Annotated in this window: 25 protein-coding genes; 15 read left to right on the top strand and 10 right to left on the bottom strand. The window is 69.2% G+C overall.

The genetic code is table 11. The annotated features are described in order from the left end of the window. Nucleotides 1-49: 49 nt before the first annotated feature. Nucleotides 50-409, top strand: a complete 360-nt coding sequence (locus tag KIT89_RS08820; protein ID WP_297600426.1) for a hypothetical protein — start codon at nt 50-52, stop codon at nt 407-409. A 232-nt stretch (nt 410-641) separates the two neighbouring features. After that, on the top strand, nt 642-821 hold the full coding sequence (locus tag KIT89_RS08815) for a YegP family protein (protein WP_297600423.1): 180 nt from the start codon (nt 642-644) through the stop codon (nt 819-821). Between the two features lie 165 nt (nt 822-986). Here the strand turns inward: KIT89_RS08815 and aspS are convergent, their stop codons facing one another. Continuing rightward, nucleotides 987-2,327 carry an aspartate--tRNA(Asn) ligase gene (gene aspS, locus KIT89_RS08810; RefSeq protein ID WP_297600421.1) on the bottom strand — a complete coding sequence of 447 codons (1,341 nt, stop codon included), beginning with the start codon at nt 2,325-2,327 and terminating at the stop codon, nt 987-989. Between the two features lie 84 nt (nt 2,328-2,411). On the opposite strand from aspS, the gene KIT89_RS08805 reads away from it, so the two are divergent. From KIT89_RS08805 to KIT89_RS08790, 4 genes are read left to right on the top strand one after another with little or no spacing between them, the layout of a single operon-like run. Continuing rightward, nucleotides 2,412-3,044, top strand: a complete 633-nt coding sequence (locus tag KIT89_RS08805) for a histidine phosphatase family protein (RefSeq protein ID WP_297600418.1) — start codon at nt 2,412-2,414, stop codon at nt 3,042-3,044. Further along, nucleotides 3,041-3,667, top strand: a complete 627-nt coding sequence (locus KIT89_RS08800; protein ID WP_297600415.1) for a TlpA disulfide reductase family protein — start codon at nt 3,041-3,043, stop codon at nt 3,665-3,667. Before KIT89_RS08805 ends, KIT89_RS08800 begins: the two co-directional genes overlap by 4 nt. Next, nucleotides 3,664-4,428 carry a cytochrome c biogenesis CcdA family protein gene (locus KIT89_RS08795; protein ID WP_297600411.1) on the top strand — a complete coding sequence of 255 codons (765 nt, stop codon included), beginning with the start codon at nt 3,664-3,666 and terminating at the stop codon, nt 4,426-4,428. Before KIT89_RS08800 ends, KIT89_RS08795 begins: the two co-directional genes overlap by 4 nt. Beyond that, a complete protein-coding gene (locus KIT89_RS08790) occupies nt 4,406-5,986 on the top strand; it encodes a cytochrome c biogenesis protein ResB (protein ID WP_297600408.1) in 1,581 nt (526 codons plus the stop codon). Before KIT89_RS08795 ends, KIT89_RS08790 begins: the two co-directional genes overlap by 23 nt. Here the strand turns inward: KIT89_RS08790 and KIT89_RS08785 are convergent. Then, nucleotides 5,983-6,678, bottom strand: coding sequence for a thioredoxin domain-containing protein (locus KIT89_RS08785; protein WP_297600406.1), 696 nt, complete (start codon nt 6,676-6,678; stop codon nt 5,983-5,985). The genes KIT89_RS08790 and KIT89_RS08785 overlap by 4 nt on opposite strands. 108 nt (nt 6,679-6,786) lie before the next feature. Here KIT89_RS08785 and ccsB point away from each other — a divergent pair, with 108 nt between their 5' ends. Further along, nucleotides 6,787-7,749: a c-type cytochrome biogenesis protein CcsB gene (gene ccsB / locus KIT89_RS08780; protein WP_297600403.1), complete on the top strand. Its 963-nt coding sequence runs from the start codon at nt 6,787-6,789 to the stop codon at nt 7,747-7,749. 148 nt (nt 7,750-7,897) lie between these two features. Continuing rightward, the gene (locus KIT89_RS08775) at nt 7,898-8,326 is read left to right on the top strand and encodes a peptidoglycan-binding domain-containing protein (protein ID WP_297600399.1); all 429 of its coding nucleotides are present in this window, start codon (nt 7,898-7,900) and stop codon (nt 8,324-8,326) included. Nucleotides 8,327-8,439: 113 nt separating this feature from the next. On the opposite strand, the gene KIT89_RS08770 is transcribed toward KIT89_RS08775, so the two are convergent. Together KIT89_RS08770 and KIT89_RS08765 are read right to left on the bottom strand one after the other, a co-directional pair. Beyond that, a complete protein-coding gene (locus KIT89_RS08770) occupies nt 8,440-9,036 on the bottom strand; it encodes a hypothetical protein (protein WP_297600396.1) in 597 nt (198 codons plus the stop codon). A gap of 78 nt (nt 9,037-9,114) precedes the next feature. Next, the gene (locus KIT89_RS08765) at nt 9,115-10,104 is read right to left on the bottom strand and encodes an o-succinylbenzoate synthase (RefSeq protein WP_297600393.1); all 990 of its coding nucleotides are present in this window, start codon (nt 10,102-10,104) and stop codon (nt 9,115-9,117) included. Between the two features lie 41 nt (nt 10,105-10,145). Here KIT89_RS08765 and KIT89_RS08760 point away from each other — a divergent pair, with 41 nt between their 5' ends. After that, nucleotides 10,146-11,060, top strand: coding sequence for a 1,4-dihydroxy-2-naphthoyl-CoA synthase (locus KIT89_RS08760; RefSeq protein ID WP_297600390.1), 915 nt, complete (start codon nt 10,146-10,148; stop codon nt 11,058-11,060). A 122-nt stretch (nt 11,061-11,182) separates the two neighbouring features. On the opposite strand, the gene KIT89_RS08755 is transcribed toward KIT89_RS08760, so the two are convergent. Further along, a complete protein-coding gene (locus KIT89_RS08755) occupies nt 11,183-11,779 on the bottom strand; it encodes a TetR/AcrR family transcriptional regulator (protein WP_297600387.1) in 597 nt (198 codons plus the stop codon). Nucleotides 11,780-11,891: 112 nt separating this feature from the next. Here KIT89_RS08755 and KIT89_RS08750 point away from each other — a divergent pair, with 112 nt between their 5' ends. The 3 genes from KIT89_RS08750 (at nt 11,892) to KIT89_RS08740 (ending at nt 15,161) form a co-directional block, all read left to right on the top strand. Beyond that, nucleotides 11,892-12,935 (top strand): serine hydrolase, encoded by a 1,044-nt coding sequence (locus KIT89_RS08750; RefSeq protein ID WP_297600384.1) that lies wholly within the window; start codon nt 11,892-11,894, stop codon nt 12,933-12,935. A 104-nt stretch (nt 12,936-13,039) separates the two neighbouring features. Beyond that, nucleotides 13,040-14,173 carry an AMP-binding protein gene (locus KIT89_RS08745; RefSeq protein ID WP_297600381.1) on the top strand — a complete coding sequence of 378 codons (1,134 nt, stop codon included), beginning with the start codon at nt 13,040-13,042 and terminating at the stop codon, nt 14,171-14,173. Between the two features lie 10 nt (nt 14,174-14,183). Further along, complete coding sequence (locus KIT89_RS08740) at nt 14,184-15,161, top strand: 1,4-dihydroxy-2-naphthoate polyprenyltransferase (protein WP_297600378.1); 978 nt, start codon at nt 14,184-14,186, stop codon at nt 15,159-15,161. Here KIT89_RS08740 and KIT89_RS08735 read toward each other — a convergent pair. The 5 genes from KIT89_RS08735 to KIT89_RS08715 form a co-directional block, all read right to left on the bottom strand. After that, nucleotides 15,158-16,294: a sensor histidine kinase KdpD gene (locus KIT89_RS08735; RefSeq protein WP_297600375.1), complete on the bottom strand. Its 1,137-nt coding sequence runs from the start codon at nt 16,292-16,294 to the stop codon at nt 15,158-15,160. The genes KIT89_RS08740 and KIT89_RS08735 overlap by 4 nt on opposite strands. After that, the gene (locus KIT89_RS08730; RefSeq protein WP_297600372.1) at nt 16,291-17,046 is read right to left on the bottom strand and encodes a response regulator transcription factor; all 756 of its coding nucleotides are present in this window, start codon (nt 17,044-17,046) and stop codon (nt 16,291-16,293) included. The genes KIT89_RS08735 and KIT89_RS08730 overlap by 4 nt, the downstream gene beginning before the upstream one ends. Then, nucleotides 17,039-17,782: a cytochrome c biogenesis CcdA family protein gene (locus tag KIT89_RS08725; protein WP_297600369.1), complete on the bottom strand. Its 744-nt coding sequence runs from the start codon at nt 17,780-17,782 to the stop codon at nt 17,039-17,041. Before KIT89_RS08725 ends, KIT89_RS08730 begins: the two co-directional genes overlap by 8 nt. Nucleotides 17,783-17,790: 8 nt before the next feature. Continuing rightward, nucleotides 17,791-18,264 carry a thioredoxin family protein gene (locus KIT89_RS08720; RefSeq protein WP_297600366.1) on the bottom strand — a complete coding sequence of 158 codons (474 nt, stop codon included), beginning with the start codon at nt 18,262-18,264 and terminating at the stop codon, nt 17,791-17,793. A gap of 98 nt (nt 18,265-18,362) precedes the next feature. After that, entirely contained in the window at nt 18,363-18,617 is a 255-nt protein-coding gene (locus tag KIT89_RS08715; RefSeq protein ID WP_297600363.1) for a DUF4229 domain-containing protein, read from the bottom strand. A 60-nt stretch (nt 18,618-18,677) separates the two neighbouring features. On the opposite strand from KIT89_RS08715, the gene KIT89_RS08710 reads away from it, so the two are divergent. From KIT89_RS08710 to KIT89_RS08700, 3 genes are read left to right on the top strand one after another with little or no spacing between them, the layout of a single operon-like run. Beyond that, entirely contained in the window at nt 18,678-19,031 is a 354-nt protein-coding gene (locus KIT89_RS08710) for a PLD nuclease N-terminal domain-containing protein (protein ID WP_297600360.1), read from the top strand. Continuing rightward, nucleotides 19,003-20,694 carry a 2-succinyl-5-enolpyruvyl-6-hydroxy-3-cyclohexene-1-carboxylic-acid synthase gene (gene menD / locus KIT89_RS08705; protein ID WP_297600357.1) on the top strand — a complete coding sequence of 564 codons (1,692 nt, stop codon included), beginning with the start codon at nt 19,003-19,005 and terminating at the stop codon, nt 20,692-20,694. The genes KIT89_RS08710 and menD overlap by 29 nt, the downstream gene beginning before the upstream one ends. Before the next feature lie 27 nt (nt 20,695-20,721). Next, complete coding sequence (locus KIT89_RS08700; protein WP_297600354.1) at nt 20,722-21,546, top strand: PPK2 family polyphosphate kinase; 825 nt, start codon at nt 20,722-20,724, stop codon at nt 21,544-21,546. Nucleotides 21,547-21,548 lie beyond the last annotated feature (2 nt).

Raw genomic sequence — 21,548 nt, 5'->3', positions numbered from 1 at the left:
GGTATTCCCGCCCCGGCGCGCGCTCAGTTTCGCCGCCTAGCGTGAGAGCATGCTCAACCCGCTGCGGCAGAAGCTGCGCCGCCCCGACCAGCCCGCGGAATACTGCGCCACGATCGTTGTCATGAGCGCGGTGACGAAAGTGGATGCTCTCGCCATCGTCGCCCTCGCCGTCGACGGTCGAGTCGAACAACAGCGCACCGTGCGCCCCTTCGTGTTGCTCGACGGCGCACAGCGCGGCGACGGAGCCTGGGCCGAGATCGAAATCCCCAAGTTCGGCGAGCCCCCGCCGCTCGCGATCGACGTCTACTCCACGGTGAGCGACGACCACGCACGGCTGCAGGCACTCACGCTCATGGCGCGGCTCGAGAGCCACACGGGGTGGAGTATTCGCCCCGACTTCGACGTCTGAGCGCCCGCGCCGCCCGCGCCGCCCGCGTTGCCCACGTCGTCGCCGCCGCCGTCGCCCTCGACTTCGCCCGCAACTCTCAACGATTCCGACTCATCGTGCTCAGAAATGCGTGCGAAGTGTCGGAATCGGTGAGAGCAATACTTGACCACGGCCCCTGGCGCGTCGCGACTGCGCGCCCTAGCATCGCGACTAAGAGTGGCGTGGGCCGCTCATGAGACAACAGGAGCACCCCGTGAAGTTCGAGATCGTCAAGGGCAAGAGCACCAGCCAGCCTTACTTCTGGCGCATCGTCGCGTCGAACGGCCAGACCCTCGCAGTGAGCGAGAACTACGTGGCCAAAGCGTCGGCGAAGAGCGCCGTCGAGTCGGTCATGAAGGGCGCTGCTGGCGCCACCGTCGTCGACCTGACCTGAGGCGCGGTCGCGCGCGGCAGCCACTGCCAGAGTCGCCCAATGTGGCAAGGGTCGCGCCATGTGTCGCGACCCTTGCCACGAAGCGCGACTCGCGCGAGCGGGTGGTGACGGGAGGTGCGCGCGAGGCGCCGACGTGAATCGAGGCGGCACACCAGCGCGGCCGGCCTACGGCAGCAGGCGCGTCGGGCCGCGGAACAAGTAGGTGGTCTCGCGAATCGAGCCGAGGCCGAGCATGAGCATGAGCACGCGCGCGAGGCCCATGCCGAAGCCGCCGTGCGGGGGCACCCCATAGCGGAAGAAGTCGAGGTAGAACTCGAGCTCTTCGGGCTCGAGACCCTTTTCGCGGGCCTGCGCGATGAGCACGTCAATGCGGTGCTCACGCTGTGCACCCGTTGAGATCTCGACGCCGTTGTAGAGCAGGTCGTAGCTGTTGGTGATGCTCGGGTCGCCCTCGCGGCGCATGTGGTAGAACGGCCGAATGCCCGAGGCGTAGTCGGTCACGAAGACAAAGTCGTGACCGTGGTTGGCCTTCACCCACGCCGAGAGGCGGCGCTCGCCTTCGGGGTCGAGGTCGCCATCGGCGCGAGGAATTTCATAGCCTCCGTCGGCGACGATCTGCCGCGCTTCGGCCAAGGGGATGCGCGGAAACGGCGTCGACGGCACCGCCAACTCGACCCCGTAGGCGGCGTTGATCGCCGCACCGTGCTTCTCGAGGACGGCAGCGAAGGCCGACGTCAGCACCTGCTCGTGCATCTGCATGACGTCGTCGTGCGAGGTGATCCAGCTCATCTCAGCGTCGATCGACGTGAACTCGGTCGCGTGGCGCGACGTGAACGAGGGGTCGGCGCGAAAGGCCGGAGCGATCTCGAACACGGCGCCGAAGCCGGCCGGCTGTGCCATCTGTTTGAAGAACTGCGGGCTCTGGGCGAGGTAGGCCTTCGTCTCGAAGTACTCCATCTCGAAGAGCTCGGCACGCGACTCTGATGCGCTCGCCATGAGCTTGGGGGTGTGAATCTCGATGAAGTCGCGCTCGACCCACCAGGTGCGCAGCGCGTGCTCGAACGTGGTCTGAATCTTGAAGACGAGCGAGGCCTCGGGGCGACGCAGGTCGAGAAAGCGCCAGTCGAGCCGCTTGTCGAGGCTTGAGTCGTCGGCGATCGGCGTCTCGGGCACGGCTTCGCTCACCACCTCGAGCGTGCCGATCTTCACCTCGATGCCGCCGAGCTTGACGCGCTCGTCGTGCTTGAGCTCGCCCGTGACGCGCACCATGGTGCCGTGGGCGAGTGTGCCGATCGTCTCGGTGAGCGCTGCCGCGGCGAGCTCCTCGGCCGAGGCGCCCTCGTCGAGGTCTCGTGTTGCAGGGTTGACCAGCTGCACGGCCCCCGACTCGTCGCGCAGAATGACGAACTGCACCTTCTTCTGATCGCGCACGGTCTCGACCCATCCGGCTACTATTACGGGGCCGTCGGCGAGGGGGGCGAGTTGGGCGATACGGGTGCGAGTCACGAGGCCCAAGCCTACCGGCGAGGTGGCGGATGCTCCTGCGTGCTTACCGGCGGCCGCCAAGCCGCCGAACTCTAGACTGAGAGTATGCCCGCCGACTTCGTCCACCTCGTGCGGCACGGCGAGGTTCACAACCCTGATCGCGTGCTCTACGGCCGACTGCCAGAGTTCAGGCTCAGCGACCTCGGGCAGCGCATGGCGGCGGCGGCCGTCACTCTGCTGGCGGGCCACTCGGTGACGGCGCTCTACGCGAGCCCGCTGCAGCGCACGCAAGAGTCGGCAGCGCCGTGGGCCGAGGGCTTCGGGCTCTCGATTCGTACCGACGAGCGGCTCATCGAGCCGACCAACCGCTTCGAGGGCAAGCGCATGAACGGCCGCACACTGGCCGACCCGCGGCACTGGCCGCTGCTCGTGAACCCGCGCAAGCCGAGCTGGGGTGAGCCGTTCGCCGATATCGCCGCTCGCATGCTCGCGGTCATGCACGAGGCCCGCGAGTCGGTCGACGCTGGCGAGGTGGTGATGGTGAGCCACCAGCTGCCGATCTGGATGGCCCATCGCGCGCTCGCCGGCGAGCCCCTGCACCACGACCCCCGCAAGCGACGCTGCTCGCTGTCGAGCGTGACGAGTTTCGCGTGGGCAGACGGGCGCTTCACTGAGACCGACTATCAGGAGCCCGCGGCAGACTTGACGGCAGAGGCAACCGACCTAGGAGCAGTGTGAGCCGCCGCACCCCGACCCGCCGCACCCCGGCCCGCATCGCCCTCGCCGGGCTCGCGCTCGCGTCGGCCGTCGCCCTGCTCGCCGGCTGCACCGCGAACGACTCTCTCGCCCAGCAGTACCGCTCGGGCTCTGGCCAGGGCTACATCTCGGGTGATGGGGCTTACACGGTCATCACCGCTGCCGACCGCGCTGCGCCGGTCGAGTTTGTGGGGCTCATCGAGAACGGCGACAGCGTGTCAAGCGACGACTTTCGCGGCGACGTTCTGGTGGTCAATTTTTGGTATGCCGGATGCCCTCCGTGCCGCCTCGAAGCCTCAGACCTCGAGGCGCTCTGGCGGCGGTTCGCCGCCGACGGTGTCAATTTTCTCGGCGTCAACATCTATGACCAGCCCGCAACGGCGCTGACCTTCGCGACCGAGTTCGGAGTCACCTATCCGTCGATCATCGACGTCAATGACGGCGGTGTTCGGCTCGCGTTCGCCGGTCAGGTGGCGCCCAATGCTGTGCCGACGACGCTCGTGCTCGACCGCGAGGGCCGGGTAGCCGCGCGCATCTCAGGGCTCATCACCGAACCGAGCGTGTTGCGCTCGATGATCACCGACTTGCTCGCCGAACCATCGTGAGCGCGCTCGCCGCCGCGGTGAACCCCATCGGCGAGATCGTGCTGAGCGGCAACCTGCTGCTTGCTCTGCCGATCGCGCTCGCTGCGGGCTTCGTGGCGTTCGCGTCACCGTGCGTGCTGCCCCTGGTGCCGGGCTATCTCGCCTATGTCGGCGGCTTCACGCGGGCCGAAGAGTTCGAGCGGGGCCGTGGGCGACTGCTGCTCGGGGTGGGTCTGTTTGTGCTCGGCTTCACCCTGGTCTTCGTCGCCTTCTCGATCGTGTTCGCCACTGCGGGGCTGCTGCTGCTGCCGTGGCTCGACCTCATCACTCGCATCGCCGGGGTCATCGTCATCTTCATGGGGCTCGTCTTCGTGGGCCAGGTGAGCTTCATGCAGCGCTCGCTGTCGCCGCGCATCACGGCGGCGACAGGGGTGGCGGGTGCGCCCTTGCTCGGCATCGTCTTCGGTCTCGGTTGGGCGCCGTGCATCGGCCCGACCCTCATCGCCGTCAACGCGATGGTGCTCGGTGAGGGCGACCTCGGGCGGGCAGCGCTCATCGGCACCGCCTACAGCCTCGGGCTCGGGGTGCCGTTCGTGCTCGTCGCTTTCGGCTTTCGCTGGGTCGCCGGCGCGACGGCGTGGCTCAAGCGCAACATTCGCGTCATCAACATCATCGGGGGAGCCCTGCTCATCGTCATCGGCGTCGCCATGGTCAGCGGGCTCTGGCAGTTGTTCGTCTCGAGCCTCGGGGCGGTGATCGGTGGAACCGTTACGCCCCTCTGACCACCACGACAGCGAGCGCCCCGCCGCACCCATCGCTCAGCCGAAGCTCGGCGCCGTCGGCTGGGCGCGCTTCGCGTGGCGGCAGCTGACGAGCATGCGCACCGCGCTCGTGCTGCTACTGATGCTGGCCGTCGCTGCGATACCCGGCTCGCTCGTGCCGCAACGCTCGGCCGACCCGAACGGCGTCGTGCGGTTTCAGCGCGACAACCCCGAGCTGTTCGAGGTGCTCGACGCTCTGCAGGTCTTCGACACCTACTCGTCGGTGTGGTTCTCGGCGATCTACCTGCTGCTCTTCGTGTCGCTCATCGGCTGCATCATTCCGCGCACCCAGCACCACTGGCGAGCCCTGCGCGCGAAACCTCCCGCCACGCCGGCACGCCTCGACCGGCTCGTCGGGCACACCGAGCGGAGAGCATCCGTCGACGTCGAGACGGCTCTCGGCGACGCGCGCGACCTGCTGCATCGTCAGCGTTTTCGCGTCGAACGCTTCGGCGATTCGCTCAGTGCCGAGCGCGGCTACCTGCGTGAGACCGGCAACCTCGTCTTTCACGCCGCCCTCGTGGGCATTCTCGCCACCGTCGGGCTCGCGGGCGGGTTCGGCTACAACGGCCAGCGGGTCATCGTGCAGGGGCAGACCTTCACCAACCAGTTGACGAGCTTCGATTCGTTCAGCCCCGGGCGCTTCTTCGACGAGGCTCGCCTCGACCCGTTCTCGATCAGGCTCGACGCCTTCGAGGCCGTGTATGACCTTGATCGCACGACGGGCATGCCGATTCCGCTCGACTTCACGGCCTCGGTGACGGTCGTCGAGAACGGTGAGGCCCGCGCTGAGACGGTGAAAGTGAACGAGCCGCTGCCCATCGGGGCGACGAACGCCTACCTGTTGGGCAACGGTTTCGCGCCGTGGATCACCGTGTTCAACGCCGACGGAACCCCGGTCTTCAGCCAACCTGTGCCGTTCTTGCCGACCGACGCCAACCTCACGAGCCTCGGCGTCGTCAAAGTGCCCGACGGGCTCGACGAGCAGTTGGGCATGATCGGGTTCTTCTACCCCTCGGCGATCGCCCTCGACTCGGGCGCGTTGACATCAGTGTTTCCTGAACCAGACAACCCCGTGCTCACCCTCAACGCCTTCGAAGGCGATCTCGGGCTCGACGAGGGTGTGCCGCGCAACGCCTACTCGCTCAACACCGATGAGCTTGAGCAGATCACCGGAGGCGACACCGGCGTCGACTCGATCGTGCTCACTCTGGGCGAGTCGGCCGAGCTGCCCGGCGGCCGAGGCAGCGTCGAGTTCACGAGCCTGCCGCGCTTCGTCAGCCTCGACATTCACCACGACCCCACGCAAGCGGGTGTTCTGATCTCGTCGCTACTCGTGCTCGCCGGGCTGTTGACGAGCCTGTTCGTTCCGCGTCGGCGACTGTGGGTCGTCGCGACGGCCGAGGGCGAGGGCGTGCGACTGCAGTATGCGGGGCTCGCGCGCGGCGACGACCCGGGGCTCGAGCGAGCGGTCGGCGAGTTCGCCGACCGGCACCTCGACACCCTCTCGACGCGCTAGCCGAGCCGCTGCTCGACGAGTGCCTTCAGCTCGTCGAGGGTCGAGATCGTCACGCGCTCGCCGTCGATGAAGAAGCTCGGGGTTCCTTGCAGGCCGAGCCCGAGGGCGTCAGCCTGATCGCGCGCGACTCGCTCGAGTGTGGCGGGGTCGGCGACCACGCGGTCGTACTCATCCATGTCGAGCTGCAGCTGCTCAGCAAGGTCGCGAAAGTAGGCGGCCTGAGACCCGCTCTGGCCGCTCCACTGCTGCTGGGTCGCGAAGAGCGCACGATACATCTCGACGGTCGCCCCCTGAGCGGCGGCTGCTTCGAAGGCGACGGCTGAGTCGACAGCATGGGGGTGGATGCTCGTCAGCGGAAAGTTGCGCACCACCACGGCCACACGGTCGCCGTAAGTGTCGATGACGTCGGCCACAGCCCCTGCCGCCACGGCGCAGGCCGGGCACTGGAAGTCGAGAAACTCGACGATGGTCACTTCAGGCTGTGCTGGGTCGTTGATGAAGTGTGAATCGGCCCGCTGCACCTGGGCGTCACCCTTCGGCGTGACCTCCGGCAGAGCATCCGTTGTTCGCCCGCCCCCCAGTGAGATGGCGACGATCGTGACGATCGCCGCGATGAATGCGAGGGCTACGCCGATCGCGATGAACTGAGCAGTGCGAGGTGACATTGGCTTCTTGGCGGGCTTCGTGGTCATGAGGGCAATTATCGCGTGGGCGAGGTGTGAGGCCCCAGGGCCTTATGGCCCGAGCGAGCGCTCGCGACCGGGGGCCTTCTCAGCATTCGACCGTACGATAGAAGCCTCATGCAGAACCTCGTCGCCGTGTCACTCGTCGCCGTCTACTCGGCCATGGGCGTGTACACGATCGCCTTCATCTTCTTCACGCTCGACCTCGCCAAGCGCTCGTCGCTGAAGCCCGCCGAGGCCTCGAGCACGGCGACGACGACGCGCTCTGCCCACGAAGCGTCGACGTCGACGACAACGCTCGAGAAGGCGCAGGCGGTCACCGAGCCGGTGGGTGCGACGCGGTACCAGCGTGTAGCCTTCGCCCTCGCCGTGCTCGGGTTCGTGCTGCACCTTGGCGCGACCATTCTGCGCGGTGTCGCCGCCGACCGGGTGCCGTGGGCCAACATGTTCGAGTTCGGGCTCACGGCCACGGCCGTCGGCATGGGCACCTTCTTGGCCGTGCAGTTCTGGAAAGATGTGCGCTACCTCGGCGCCTACTTCACCGGGTTCACGCTGCTGTCGCTCGGCATCGTCACCGTCAACTTCTACGTCGACGTCGTGCCGTTGCCGCCGGCGCTGCAGTCGGCCTGGCTCGTCATCCACGTGCTCGTCGCCGTGCTCGCCACGGCCTTCTTCGCCCTCGGCGCCGGGCTCTCGATCATGCAGCTGCTGCGATCGCAGCGCGAAGTGCGCAAGGTCGAGGGCTTGCGGTTTCTCGACACACTGCCCGGCTCGGCCACTCTCGAGTCGCTCGCCTACCGACTCAACGTGGTCGGCTTCGTGTTCTGGACCTTCACGCTCATCGCCGGCGCCATCTGGGCCGAGCGCGCGTGGGGTCGCTACTGGGGGTGGGACACCAAAGAGGTCTGGACCTTCATCATCTGGACTCTCTTCGCCGGCTACATTCACGCTCGCGCGACGCGCGGCTGGCGCGGCGACCGATCTGCCTGGCTGGCGATCGTCGGTTTCTCTGCCGTGATCTTCAACTACACGGTCGTCAACATCGCCTTCACCGGGTTGCACTCTTACTCGGGGCTGTAGGCCCCGATTCGGACAAGCCTTGTCGGGGCTGTGAGTTTCGCGCCGCCCTGCCCCTCCCGCCGCGTCACCGCCCTGTGCTACCGTGACGCCACCATGCCCGGTGTCGTCGACGACGGCAGTGCTCGGGCTCGACATCGAGGAGTAGTTCATGGCGAAGATCGACGACGACGACGCGGCCAAGAAGGCACGCAGCGACGCGGCACGCAAGGCGGGCATCCAGGCTCGCAATGAAAAGGCGTTCGCCGAGGCGAAAGCAGCGCGCGAGGCGAAGGCCGCTGCGGCGCCGGCAGCCGCGGCCCCTGCGGCTGCGGCCAAGGCTTCGCTCGACGTAGACGGCGAGTGGGGCCCCCTGACGACGAAGGCACTGCAGACCGTGCTCGGTGTCGCAGTCGACGGGGTCTTCGGGCCCGAGTCGACCAAGGCGCTGCAGGCGAAGCTCGGCGTCACCGCTGACGGGGTCTTCGGCCCCCAGAGCAAGAAGGCGCTGCAGAACCACCTCGGCGTGACCGCCGACGGTGCTGTCGGCCCGCAGACCGTCAAGGCGCTGCAGACGCGCCTCAACGAGGGCACCTTCTAGAGCAAGCATTGACGGCGGCGCACCCCACGTGGGTGCGCCGCCGTTCTGCGTTATTCCGCCGCTCTGGGCTCCACCCCGGGAAGGGTTGCGGTTCAGAGCGGCGGAAGTCTCGACTAGCCTGCGCGCGCCAGCACCACCGGGGTGCGGCCCGTCGCGGTCTCGAACTGCAGCACCGGAGCGTCGGGGTTGCTGCAGTCGAAGGGCGTGTCGTTGATGGGGTCGCTGTTGATGATCGAGCCGAGTAGCGCCGAACCGTCTTGCGTGGCCCCGTTGACGGTGACTTCGGCCGAAAGATTGTTGTCGCCGACGCTCGTCGTGATGACACCCTCAGTCGCCGTCCACGTGCCACCCAGGGTGCCCGTCGTGACGCCTTTGCCTTCGGCGCCGACGATCTCGAGGGTGAGCGTGAACTCTGGAGTCCAGCGGTAGTCGGTGTCAGTGAAGCTGAGGCCGGCGAACCCTGTAGCGACGAAAGTGATGCCCTCGATCTCGCCCATGAGCGCGTCGTAGAAGCTCTGCATTTGGTCTTCGGTGACCACCCAGTCGCCCACGAGGCAGGCAGGGTCGAGGGGGTCGACCGGCGCGGGTTCGGGCGCCGTGTCGGTCGCACTCGTGTCGGGGTCGACCTCGGCCTCGGTCTCACCGCCCGCCGAGCAGCCGGCCAGCACGAGCAGTGCCGCAGCGGTGAGAGCCAGAGTGGCGTGGCGCATGGTGCCTCCTTCGGGGGTGAGAACTCAACTCCTCGAGAGTAGCGGGGTCGGTCACGACCTCGGGTGAGCAGTTATTGCCTAGCGGTCAAGCAGGGTGTGGCACCGAGCGAGCCGCTCGCGCCACCAGGCCGTGCGGGTGTCGTCGGCGGCGAGGCGGCGGAGGGCATCCGGATCGGCGGTCACTCGACCCACCGCGATCGCGCCGTCTCGCGGGCTCACCGAGGCCGTCGTGACGTCGTCGGCGAGCAGCGCCGCCGTGCCGAGCCCGCAGTCGAAGTCAAGCGCGGGCAGGCGCGCGGCGAGCTCGGCCCCCATCGCGAGCCCCACGCTCGTGTCGAGCGCGCTCGACACCACCGCGGGCAGACCGGCCTCGGCCACGATCGCCAGCGCGCGGTCGATGCCGCCGAGCGGGGCCGCCTTGATGACGAGCAGGTCGGCGGCCTCGGCCCGCGCGACCTCGAGCGGGTCGGCCGCCTTGCGCACGCTCTCGTCGGCCGCCACGAGCACGTCGATGCGGTGGATGCGTCTGCGCAGTTCGGCCAGTTCAGGCACCGTTGCGCACGGCTGTTCGACGTACTCAAGATCGAACTGCTCGAGCGCGCGCACGGCGTGTTCGGCCTCATCGAGGTTCCAGGCGCCGTTCGCGTCGAGGCGAATGCGGCCCGCCGGGCCGAGTAGCCGCCGCGTCTCGCGCACGCGGGCGATGTCGTCGGCGAGCGACTCGCCCCGCTCGGCCACCTTGATCTTCACCGTGCGACACTCGCCGAAACGGCTCAGCACAGTGGCGATCTCATCGAGGGCGACCGCCGGCAGCGTCGCATTCACCGGGATGCTCTCCCTCAGCGCGGGTGCACTCGACTCGCGCCAGCCGAAGTCGAGGGCCGCGGCCAGCCAGGTGCTCGCCTCGGCGTCGTCGTATTCAACGAAGGGGCTGAACTCGCTCCATCCACTGGGGCCGTCGAGCAGCACGACCTCGCGGCGGTCCACGCCGCGGAATCGCGCGACGAGCGGCACGCTCACCACGTGCGCGCGACTGAGCACGTCGTCGAGCTCGGGGCGAGCATCCATGCCCCCAGTGTGACACCGGGCCTCGCGCGTAGGCTGGCGGCATGGCCGAGCCGCACGTTTCTGACACTTTCGACGCCGCGCGCTGGGTGGCCGCGCCGGGCTTCGACGACCTCACCGACCTCACCTACCACCTCGACACGTCGGGGCGTATCGCGCGCATCGCGTTTGACCGGCCGGAGGTGCGCAACGCGTTTCGTCCGCACACGGTCGACGAGCTCTATCGCGCCCTCGATGACGCGCGGCAGAACCCCCGCATCGGGGTCGTGCTGCTGACCGGCAACGGCCCGAGCCCGAAAGACGGCGGCTGGGCGTTCTGCTCGGGGGGCGACCAGCGCATTCGCGGGCGCAGCGGGTATCAGTACGCCGAAGGTGAGACGGCCGAGACGGTCGACCCGGCCCGCGCGAGTCGGCTGCACATTCTCGAGGTGCAGCGGCTGATTCGGTTCATGCCGAAGGTGGTGATCGCGGTCGTTCCGGGGTGGGCGGCCGGTGGCGGGCATTCGCTGCACGTCGTGAGCGACCTCACGATCGCGAGCCGCGAGCACGCGCGCTTCAAGCAGACCGATGCCGATGTGGGCTCGTTCGACGCCGGCTACGGCAGCGCCTACCTCGCGAAGCAGGTAGGCCAGAAGGTCGCGCGCGAGATCTTCTTTCTCGCGCGCGAGTACGACGCCGATCGCGCCCACGAGATGGGAACGGTCAACGCCGTCGTGCCCCACTCTGACCTCGAGCCGACGGCGCTCGACTGGGCTGAGACGATTCTCACGAAGAGCCCGACGGCCATTCGCATGCTCAAGTACGCGATGAATCTCACCGACGACGGGATGGTCGGCCAGCAGCTCTTCGCTGGCGAGGCCACGCGGCTCGCCTACGGCACCGACGAAGCCGTCGAGGGTCGCGACTCGTTTCTGCAGAAGCGCGCGCCCGACTGGTCGCCCTTCCCCTGGCAGTACTGATTGCCGCGCCGCACTGAGCGGAGCTCGGTGCGCGGTGCGGTGTGTGGCGATCGGTTCGCTATTGCGTTCGCCGAGCGCGTGGATGGTCATACGGGACCGATGGATGCTCGCTGCGGGCACCCCTAGGCTTCGAGCCCCGCGCCCACGCGGTCGAGCACCCCGGCGATGAGTTGCTCGCGCACCGCGGGGTCGGGCACGAAGTCGCGCAGGATTACGGCGAGCCCGTGTGCACTCGCCTGCGCGAGCATGACGCGGCTCGCCACGCGCTGCTCGTCGACGACGCCGGGCGGCTCGAACTCGAGCACGATGTCGCGCACGAGGTCGGCCGCGTTGGGGTCGTCGGGCCGGTCGGGCGGGGTGGTCATGGGCATCGAGACGAGCGTGAAGAGTTGCGGCTCGGCGAGGGCGAAGGCGATGTATGACTCGCCGACTTCGCGCAGCCGGTCGAGCGGCGGGCGCTCGGCGGCGTCGTCGAGGCGCGCGAACATGTCGCGCGCCATGATCTCGCGGGCTCGTTGCGCGACAGCCGCGATGAGGTGGTCGCCGCTCGGAAAGTGCCGGTAGACGGCAGCGGCACTCACCCCGCACGCTGCGGCGATGCGGCGCACGGTGACACCGTCGAGGCCGTCGGCCCGGGCGAGCTGCTCACCAGCGTCGATGAGCGCTTCACGCAGCGAGCCGTGGTGGTAGCCCGTTCGCCCTCTCGTCACCGCCCCCATGTTGACAGTGTACACATCGACGTGTAGAAAAGGGATCGAATGTTAACGCCGTCAACACACGAGCGCGGCGCCCCACGACACTGCACGACCACCCCGAGGAGAAAACCGCATCATGACTGACCGTGAGCAGCGCATCCGCCGCCTGATCGCCAAGAGCGACGCCGACCGCCGCACCGGAGAACTGCTGTGGCGGGTCGTCGCCCCCGCGAAGGGCGACACGCCCGCACTCGACGTGCACCACGGCGACCTCGATCGCCCGTTTTTCGTCGCGAGCGTGAGCAAGCTCTTCACCACCGTGTGCATCGCGCAACTGCGCGATGAGGGCCGGCTCGACTGGGATGCCCCGATCGCCGACTACCTGCCCGACCTCGACCTCAGCGGCCAGGCCGTGGAGGGGGGCCGCGACGTCAGCCGCGAGATCACCGTGCGCGAGGTGCTGGGCCACACGGCGGGCCTCGCCGACTTCTTCGAAGGCCCCCGACCCGACGGGCCGAACACGCTCGAGCGTGCCCTCGACACCGACTTCGCGTGGAGCGAGGCCGACGTCGTCGAGTGGAGCCGCGCCATGACGCCCGCCCGCCGTGGCCGCGGCCTCTACTCAGACACCGGCTTTCAACTGCTCGACAGCGTCATCACTCGCCTCGACGGCCGCTCGTTCGCCGAGTCGGTGCGGGCGCGCATCACCGAGCCACTCGGCCTCGCGGGCACCTGGGTATTCACCCTCGACGACCTCGACCGCTTCGACGAGATGGCGGTGATCAGGCACGGTGATCGCGATCTGCGCCTGCCGCTGCTGCTCGCCTCGTGCGGAGGGCAGGGCGGGATCGTCTCGACGCTGCGCGACGGCGTGACCTTCCTGCAGGCGTTCTTCGACGGCTCGCTCTTCACCGCAGGCCTGCTCGACGAGATGCTCACCGACTGGCATCGCATCTTCTCGCCCCTCGAGTACGGCACCGGTGTCATGCGCTTTCGGCTTCCGGCAGTGCTCACCGGCTTCCGCTCGTTCTCGTTCGAGGGGCATTCGGGGGCGAGCGGCGTGGTCTTCTATCGGGATGCTCGCAGCGGCGTCTTCGTCGTCGGCACCGTCAACCAGCTCGCGCAGCGCCAGTTGCCCTATCAGTTGATGATCCGCACGGCCGCGGCAGCAGCATCCTGAGCCCCCACGGTCTACGGGTCAGATCTGGCGCAAATGGGCGCACTGTCAGAGTGCAGCGCCCATCTGCGCCAGATCTGCCCACAGGTGCGGGGTAGCGTTGCAGCGTGACTCGAGCCCTTGCCGTCGTCGACACCGCAGACCCCTTCGCCTGTCTGGCCGCTCTGCGTGAGGCGCTGAGCGGTGACGGGCCAGCCGTGCTGTTTCGCGGTGGGGGTGTGAACCCGGTGCACACCGCTCCGCTCGAGGTCGAGAAGCGCGTGGCCCTCGTCGTCGAAACGAGCGGAACCACGGGCCGGCCCAAGCGCGTGGCCTTGAGCGCCGACGCGGTGCTCGCGAGTGCCGCCGCGACCGAAAGTGCCGTGGGCCGGGCCCAGTGGCTGCTCGCCCTGCCCGTGCAGTACATCGCGGGCAGCAACGTGCTCGCGAGGTCGCTCTCGGCGGGCACCACTCCGATCGCGGTGCCGCCGGGGCGACTCACCAGCGAGCGAGTGCTCGGGGCGGTCGCGGCGATGGACGACCCCGTGCGGTGCACGGCGCTCGTGCCGGCACAGCTCGGCAGACTCGTCGACGAGGCCGAGGCCGACGACGACGTGCGCCGCGCGCTCGCGGGCTTCACGCGCATTCTCGTCGGGGGTCAGGCGACCCCCGCGGCGCTCATCGCACGCGCGACGGCCCTGGGCTGGAACCTCACGCGCACCTACGGCTCGAGCGAGACCTGCGGTGGTGTGGTCTACGACGGCGTCGCGATCGGGCAGGCCGAGGTGCGCATCGTCGACGGCCAGGTCGAACTCGGGGGCCCGACGCTCGCCGAGTACTACCTCGACGACCCCGAGCGCACGGCGGCCGCGTTCGTCGAGCACGACGGTGCGCGGTGGTATCGCACCGACGACGCCGGCGAGATCGTCGACGGCGTGCTGCGCGTGACCGGCAGGGTCGATCACACGATCGTCACGGGCGGGCTCAAGGTGCGGCTCTCTGATGTCGAGCGCATCGTGCGCGAGCAGCCGGGCCTCGGTGACGCCGTGGTGGTGGCCGGCCATCACCCCGAGTGGGGCGAAGTGCCCGTCGTGGTAACGACGGCGCGGCCGTCGCTCGATGAGCTGCGACGAACCGTCGGGGCAGCGTTGGCTCCTGAGGCGCGGCCCGATCGCATCATGACGGTGGATGCTCTTCCGCTGTTGCCCAGCGGCAAACCCGACCGGCTCGCGATCGCGCAGCGGGTGACCGCGGGTCACTAGACTCACCGCCGTGGCTACGACGAAAAAGGCGCGAGCGAAGAGGCCCGCCAAGAAGACGACCAAGCGCACGAACCCCGCGAAGGCGACGGCGGCATCGGGCAACCCGGCCAAGGTGGCCGCGGCGACCTGGCGCGACTGGGTGGCGGGTGCGCGACTGCGCACCCTGAGCCTGGCTATCTCGCCCGTGGCGATGGGTACCGCGGTGGCGTACTACACGCTCGGCTACAACCTGGCGATCGCCCTGCTGTGCCTCGGGGTTGCGGTCTTCTTGCAGATCGGCGTCAACTTCGCCAACGACTACAGCGATGGCGTGCGCGGAACCGATGCCCTGCGTGTGGGGCCGACGCGCCTCACCGGTTCGGGTGCGGCGAAGCCCCGCACGGTGCTCACCGTGGCTCTCGTCTTCTTCGCGCTCGCGGCGGCGGCTGGCATCGCGATCGTCGTGCTGACCACCATCTGGTGGCTGCTCGCGGTCGGTGCCGTCGCCCTCGCGGCGGCCTGGTTCTACACCGGCGGCAAGAAGCCCTACGGCTATGCCGGGTTCGGCGAGCTGGTCGCGTTCATCTTCTTCGGTCTCGTCGCCACCGTCGGCACGACCTATGTGCAGATCGAGCAGCTGCCGCTCGAGGCCGTCTTCGCCGGCGTCATCGCGGGTCTCTTCGCCGCGGCGATTCTGCTCGTCAACAACATTCGCGATCGAGAATATGACGCTCGAGTGGGCAAGAAGACGCTCGCGGTGCGGTTCGGCGATCTGCCATCGCGCATCGTCTTCGTCGTGCTGCTCGCGGGCGTCTACGGCATGCTCGTGCCGTTCGCGCTGCTGTTCACGTGGGCGCCGCTCGTCTACTTCACGTTGCTCATCACGGCACCCGTGGCGCTCATCGTGCTGATGGCGCGCACGCCGGGCGAGCTCGTGCTCGCCCTCAAGCTCACGTCACTCGCGGCGCTCGTCACGGGTGTGGCGCTCGCCGCGGCGATCGCGTTCTAAGCCCGCACGGGCAGCAGCAGCGACACGGCGAGCCCCGGCTCGGCGTTCGTCGCGACGACCTCGCCGCCGTGCGCGGTGACGATCGCGTGGGTGATGGCGAGACCGAGTCCTGCTCCGCCAGCGATGCCGACGCGAGGAGTCGATCGAGCCGAGGTGGCCCGCCACCCGGCCACGCCGAGCTTCGGCAGGTCGTCGGCGTCGACACCGGGGCCGTGGTCGCGCACGGTCACGCGAGCGCGCTCCTCGTCGCCGCCCACGGTGTCGACCCCAACGGTCACGCTCGCCCCCGCGGGCGAGTGCTCGATCGCATTGATGAGCACGTTGGTGAGAGCGCGGCTGAACTCGCGCGGGTCGACGTCGGCGGTGACGCCGGGGCCGTCGACCACCCGCAGGGTCACCTCATGGTGCGCGGCGAGCGGGGCGTAGTCGGCCACGACGTCGCTCGCCAGGTCGCTGAGCGAGACCCGCTCGGGGGTGATCGTGAGCGACCCGGCGTCGATGCGCGAGAGTGCGAACAGGTCGCCGATGAGCGCGGTGAGCCGCGTCACGTGAGACCCCAGCTGTCGAGCGTGCCGTTCGGGCTCGGCAGACATGCCGTCTTCGAGTGTCTCGGCGATCGCGCGAATGCTCGCGAGGGGTGCCAGCAGGTCGTGGGCGATGCGTTCGACGAGGTCGCGCCTGGCTTGCTCTGCCCGCTCTGAGGCGTCTCGAGCGGCGAGCAGCCGCTCACTCGAGTCGACCAGTTCGTTCTGCACGGCGTGCAGTTCGGCGGTCGACCGCTGCCGGGGGGTCACCTGCTCGCCGGCGCCGAGCATCCGCGCGTCTCGGCCGAGGCCGCGCGCGTCTCTCGCGAGGCCCATGGCGAGCACCGCCGCCATGATGAGCGACACGACGCCGCTCGTGGCCGTCACGGCGAGCGCGACTCGAGTGTCGTCGTCTGAGATGTACATGGCGCTCGCCGTCACGGCGATGCCTCCGCCCACGGCGGCGACGGCGGCCGCCACGATGACGACCACGTGCACGAACAGGGGTGCGCGCCGCGTGAGCCGCAAGAGCACGAGGGCGATCGCGCCGACCGCCAGCGCGACGACGGCCGACGTCGCGATCACTTGGCCGTAGTCGCCAGCCGTCATCGTGAGGGCTCCGCGTCGTCGTCGAGGGCGCTGCTGTTCAGTCGGTAGCCGACCCCCCAGACGGTCTGGATGATCTCCGGAGCCCCCGCGTCGGCCTCGAGCTTCTCGCGCAGGCGTCGAACGTGCACGGTGATGGTCGACACGTCTCCGATCGTCCACCCCCACACGTCGGCGAGCAACTCGTCTCGGCTGATTGTGCGGTCGGGGCGTCGCGCCAGGTAGGCGAGCAGGTCGTATTCGCGAGCGGTGAGCGCGAGCGCCGTGCCGTCGAGTCGCAGCTCTCGTCGTGCGGCGTCGAGGCGCAGCCGCCCGAGCACGACATCGCTCTCTGGTTCGCCCCCGGCTCGAGCACGCCTCAGCAGCGCTTCGGCGCGCAGCACCAGCTCGCGCGGTGAGAAGGGCTTCGCCACATAGTCGTCGACGCCCGCCTCGAGACCTTCGATGCGGTGTTCGGGTTCTGCGAGCGCGGTGAGCATGATGATCGGCACGCTCGACTCGCGCCGGAGGCGGTGCGCGACGGTGATGCCGTCGACGCCGGGAATCATGCGGTCGAGCACCACGAGGTCGGGCGGCTGCTGCGTGGCGAGCTGCAGCGCCGTGACCGAGTCGGCGGCGGTGTCGACTGCGGCGCCCGCGGCACTGAGGTAGGCGGCGGCGATCTCGAGCAGAGTGGGGTCGTCGTCGACGACGAGCACGCGACGACCGTCGAGCGGTCGATCGGCTGAACCCGGTCGTCGCGACGGCTCAACCACCGCGCAGCACGCCTTCGAGGTCGGCGATCGGGTCATACCACCCCAGGTCGAGAATCAGGGTCTGCAGGGCTTTGTCGCCGCCGACGATGACCGCGATGCCGACGATCACGAAGACGACGCCCATCGTGCGCCGAAACCAGCCGCGCGGGTCGGCGAGCCAGCCGAGCCTGCGTGCGGCGCTGCGCCCGGCGAGCGCGACGAGCAGCAGGGGTATCGCGAGCCCGATCGCGTAGAGGGTGACATAGAGCAGGCCTTCGGCGAACGACACCGGCAGCACGGTCGCGACGATGAGGGCGTAGGTGGGGCTGCAGCTGCTGAACACCGGCCCCAGGGCGGCGCCCGTCAGAATGTCGCCCCCCACCGATTGCCGCTGCACCGAGGCGTCGAGTGCGCGGTTGCTGCGAGCCCCGAGCCCGAGCCGTGTCGAGAGTGACTCCCAGATCGCCGGAAACAGCAGGTTGATGCCGAGCAGAATGACGATGACGCCCGAGATGATCTGCCAGACCTGCGTCGGAATACCGAGCAGGGCCGTCGTCGCCTTGAGCAGCAGCGTGAACGCGACGACACTGATCGCGAGCGAGGCCACGATGACGTAGGGCCTCCAGCGCGCCCGGCGCGGGTCGGCGTCGTCGGCCACGATCGAGCCGCCGATGATGACGGGCAGCAGGGGCAGCACGCACGGCGCAGCCACCGTGAGGATGCCCGCGACGAGGCTGACGACGATGAGCCCTTCCATCTCGGCCCCTAGGGTGCTGCCGCGATGAGGGCCGCCAGCGTGGTGTCGTCGTAGAGCACTCCCTTGGCGAGGGCGTTGCCGTCATCGTCGACGTAGACGATGGTCGTCTGCACCGTGACGCCGTACCGCTGGCGCAACTCGGTGGCCGAGTCGTAGTCGACCTTGAACACGGTGAATCCGTCAGGAATCGTGTTGGCGAGGATGTCTTCTTCGAGATCGCGGCACTTCGGGCACCACGAGGCGTGGAAGAACAGCGCCTTCGTTCCCGGAGTGGCGGCGATTGCGCCGTCGTAGTAGTTGACGTAGGCGCCGGGCTGCACCGCCGGCTCAGACTCGTCGTCGCCCTCGACGGGGGCGGGCGGAGGCGACGCCGTTGCGGCAGGGGGAGGCGTCATGGGCGGCTCGGCCTCGGCGGAGCATCCGGCAACGCCGGCGAGCAGAGCGATGGCCGCCGCAGTGGCGACAGTGAAGCGAAACGTCATCTCAGCACTCTTTCGTTCGGTGCACGACCGCCTGCGGCCGCATCAACGAGCGTAGGTGCGATGCGGCGCCGATGCGCCTCGCGATTCTTACGAAGCCCTTACGGTCGCGTCGCGTCGCCGCCGACGTCTTCTGCCGCGGCGTCGGGGTCGCCCGCCGGGCGGGTGCGGCGGGCGTGCAGGTCGGCGGCCACCGCATCGCGCAGGCGCGCGAAGAAGATGTACGAGATGGTCAGGGCGATGATGCTCGCCACGATCGCCGCCCACCACCAGTCGAAGTCGAGCACGAGCAGCACGGCGAACGTCGCGGCGAAGAGGCCGAGGCGCACGAGGCTGTACAGAATCCAGGGGCTCACCCGTGCAGTCTACGAGGGCACTCTCGGTGCCCGCCCAGACCCCCGGCGTAGACTTCGAGCATGACCAGGCTGCTCATCGTGCTCATCGTGGTCGCCGTGGCGTTCACGATCTACACGCTCGTCGATGTGCTGCTGACCGAGCGTTCGCGGGTGCGCGCCTTTCCGAAGGCGCTGTGGGCGGTCGTCGTCACCCTGCTGCCCGTCATCGGCGGTCTGCTGTGGCTCTTCGTCGGCAAGGCACGCCGCTCGAGCAACCCGGCGCGGCCCGTCGCCCCCGACGACGACCCCGACTTCTTGAGCACCCTGAGCGCCGACGAGATCGCTCGACGTGCCGAGCAAGATGAGCGGCTGCGTCGACTCGAGCAAGAACTCGCCGACCTCGACGATGACACCCCCGCCGACCCCGAGCGCTGACGCCTCGTCGCCGGCGAGCACCTTCGCGGCGGCTCTGCTCGACGGGCTCGTGCACCACGGTGTGACCGACATCGTCGTCAGCCCCGGCTCGCGGTCTCAAGCACTCGCGCTCGCCGCCGCGGCGCGCGACCGCGCCGGCGTCGTCACGGTGCACGTGCGCATCGACGAGCGCGTCGCCGGGTTCACGGCGCTCGGCCTCGCCGTCGAGAGCGGCCGACCCGTCGCCGTCATCTGCACCTCGGGCACCGCCATCGCCAACCTGCACCCGGCAGTGCTCGAAGCTCACCACTCGGGGGTCGGCATCATCGTGCTGAGTGCCGACCGCCCGGCAGAGCTGCGCGGCATCGGCAGCAACCAGACCACGCAGCAGCCCGGCATCTTCGGCGACCTCGTGCGCGCCGACTGGGATGTCTCGGCGCCCACCGGCGACCCGGCCGAGCCAGTCGCAGCGCGCGAGCTCGCCGAGCTCGCGGTGCGAGCGAGTGTCGAGGGCCCCGTGCACGTCAACCTCGCCTTTCGCGAACCGCTCAGCGGGCCGGTCACTGTCGACCCCGATGTGACAGCCGGCTCGCCGCCGCGTCGCGGAGAACCGGCTGAGATCGTGGTCGATCTGCGCCCAGACGACGCCACCGTCGTCATCGCCGGCCATGGCGCTGGCGCCGCCGCCGAGCAGTTGGCGGTCGACCTCGGCGCACCCCTCATCGCCGAAGTGTCGAGCGGAGCCCGATTCGGCCGCCACATGGTCGCGGCCTACCGAGACGTGCTGCGCGGCCCGCACGGTGACGCCGTCGGTCGGGCCATCGTGCTCGGGCATCCGACCCTGAGCCGCGAAGTGCCGCAACTGCTCGAACGCGGCGACGTCGAGGTCATCGTCGTGCGCTCGCCGGGCGCAGACGACTACAACCCCGGTCGCCGCGCCCGCATCGTCGACGGAGTGCGCGTCACCGCAGCACCCGACCCGGCGGTGGTGCGGCGCTGGGTGGGCGGATGGGTGAGCATGTCGCGCGCCGTGCTCGAGAGCGAGGCGCCCGAAGACCCCGCTCCAGACTTGACGCTCGCCGTGCCGGGCGACCGCGGCGTGCGCGCCGCCTTCGCGAAGGCCGAGCTGGCGGTGCTGCGTGCGCCGATCGACCGAGGGATGCTCGCGCGGGCTCTGTGGGCATCCACCTGGCCCCACGATCGTCTCGTCGTGGCGGCTTCGCGCCTCATCCGCGTCGCCGATGCGATCGTGCCCGGCAAGGCGATTCGCGTGCACGCCAACCGGGGTCTCGCCGGCATCGACGGCACGATCTCGACCGCGACCGGCATCGCGCTCGCGGCCGCACGGGGCGACCATGCCGGCACCACGCGCGTGCTCATGGGCGACCTCGCGGCGCTGCACGACGCCGGTGCCCTGCTCGTCGCACTGCCCGAGGGGCTGCGCGTGCACGTCTTCGTGGGCAACGACCGGGGTGGCACGATCTTCGACGAGCTCGAAGTGGCCGACTCGGCCGACCCCGACGACTTCGACCGCGTCATGCGCACGCCGCACGCGGTCGACTTCGCCGCCCTCGCGGCGGCCGGCGGCTGGGCATACCGGCGTGCGACCACGCGCGCCGACCTCGACGACGCGCTCACGGCGCCCGAGCCACTGCTGCTCGTCGAGGTGCCGCTCGAGCCGTGACCGTGGGTGCGCGGTAGCATCCGAGGCATGCATTCACTGCTGCGTGCCCCCTCTGAGCTGCACCTCGACGACGTCGACACCTCGGCGACACCAGGGTTCGACGGGGGCAAGAGCGAAGGCCAGGCGGCGCTCGCCGCCGGGGCCGATCGCCTCAGCGAGCTGCAAGAGCGACTCTTCGCGGCGAGCACTGCGGGCGAGAACCGGCGCGTGCTGCTCGTGCTGCAGGCGATGGACACCGCGGGCAAGGGTGGCATCGTGCGTCACGTCGTCGGAGCCGTCGACCCGCAAGGGGTGCAGCTCGCGGCGTTCAAGAAGCCGACCCCCGACGAGCTCGCGCACCACTTTCTGTGGCGCATCGAGCAGCAGCTGCCCGCACCAGGCAAGATCGGGGTCTTCGACCGCTCGCACTACGAAGACGTGCTCATCGGCCGGGTTCGACAACTGGCGCCGGCCGACGAGATCGAGCAGCGCTACGACGACATCGTGCAGTTCGAGCGCCGCCTCGTCGACAGCGGCATCAGCATCGTGAAGGTCATGCTGCACATCAGCGCCGATGAGCAGAAGGCTCGACTGGCTGAGCGGCTCGAACGGCCAGACAAGCACTGGAAGTACCGCCCGGGCGACATCGACGAGCGACTGCTGTGGAACGACTACCAGCGCGCCTACGAGCTCGCCATCACCCGCACCGACGCCGACCACGCCCCGTGGTTCATCGTGCCCGCCGACCGCAAGTGGTTCGCGCGCCTCGCCGTGCAGTCGCTGCTCATCGACGCGCTCGAGGGCATCGACCCGCAGTGGCCGGTGGCCGACTTCGACGTCGAGGTCGAGAAGGCGCGCCTCGCGGCGAGCTGAGC

The organism is Microcella sp. (genome assembly GCF_025808395.1).
Taxonomy (GTDB): domain Bacteria; phylum Actinomycetota; class Actinomycetes; order Actinomycetales; family Microbacteriaceae; genus Microcella.
Note: the sequence above shows the minus strand (reverse complement) of the source record. Positions and strands in the feature narration are given on the sequence as shown.

Excerpts from the sequence above, each read along its gene's own strand:
- KIT89_RS08820 (WP_297600426.1), top strand. The coding sequence starts at position 50 with ATGCTCAACCCGCTGCGGCAGAAGCTGCGCCGCCCCGACCAGCCCGCG.
- KIT89_RS08805 (WP_297600418.1), top strand. The coding sequence starts at position 2,412 with ATGCCCGCCGACTTCGTCCACCTCGTGCGGCACGGCGAGGTTCACAAC.
- KIT89_RS08785 (WP_297600406.1), bottom strand. The coding sequence starts at position 6,678 with ATGACCACGAAGCCCGCCAAGAAGCCAATGTCACCTCGCACTGCTCAG.
- ccsB (WP_297600403.1), top strand. The coding sequence starts at position 6,787 with ATGCAGAACCTCGTCGCCGTGTCACTCGTCGCCGTCTACTCGGCCATG.
- KIT89_RS08775 (WP_297600399.1), top strand. The coding sequence starts at position 7,898 with ATGGCGAAGATCGACGACGACGACGCGGCCAAGAAGGCACGCAGCGAC.
- KIT89_RS08770 (WP_297600396.1), bottom strand. The coding sequence starts at position 9,036 with ATGCGCCACGCCACTCTGGCTCTCACCGCTGCGGCACTGCTCGTGCTG.
- KIT89_RS08765 (WP_297600393.1), bottom strand. The coding sequence starts at position 10,104 with ATGGATGCTCGCCCCGAGCTCGACGACGTGCTCAGTCGCGCGCACGTG.
- KIT89_RS08760 (WP_297600390.1), top strand. The coding sequence starts at position 10,146 with ATGGCCGAGCCGCACGTTTCTGACACTTTCGACGCCGCGCGCTGGGTG.
- KIT89_RS08755 (WP_297600387.1), bottom strand. The coding sequence starts at position 11,779 with ATGGGGGCGGTGACGAGAGGGCGAACGGGCTACCACCACGGCTCGCTG.
- KIT89_RS08750 (WP_297600384.1), top strand. The coding sequence starts at position 11,892 with ATGACTGACCGTGAGCAGCGCATCCGCCGCCTGATCGCCAAGAGCGAC.
- KIT89_RS08735 (WP_297600375.1), bottom strand. The coding sequence starts at position 16,294 with ATGACGGCTGGCGACTACGGCCAAGTGATCGCGACGTCGGCCGTCGTC.
- KIT89_RS08725 (WP_297600369.1), bottom strand. The coding sequence starts at position 17,782 with ATGGAAGGGCTCATCGTCGTCAGCCTCGTCGCGGGCATCCTCACGGTG.
- KIT89_RS08720 (WP_297600366.1), bottom strand. The coding sequence starts at position 18,264 with ATGACGTTTCGCTTCACTGTCGCCACTGCGGCGGCCATCGCTCTGCTC.
- KIT89_RS08710 (WP_297600360.1), top strand. The coding sequence starts at position 18,678 with ATGACCAGGCTGCTCATCGTGCTCATCGTGGTCGCCGTGGCGTTCACG.
- menD (WP_297600357.1), top strand. The coding sequence starts at position 19,003 with ATGACACCCCCGCCGACCCCGAGCGCTGACGCCTCGTCGCCGGCGAGC.
- KIT89_RS08700 (WP_297600354.1), top strand. The coding sequence starts at position 20,722 with ATGCATTCACTGCTGCGTGCCCCCTCTGAGCTGCACCTCGACGACGTC.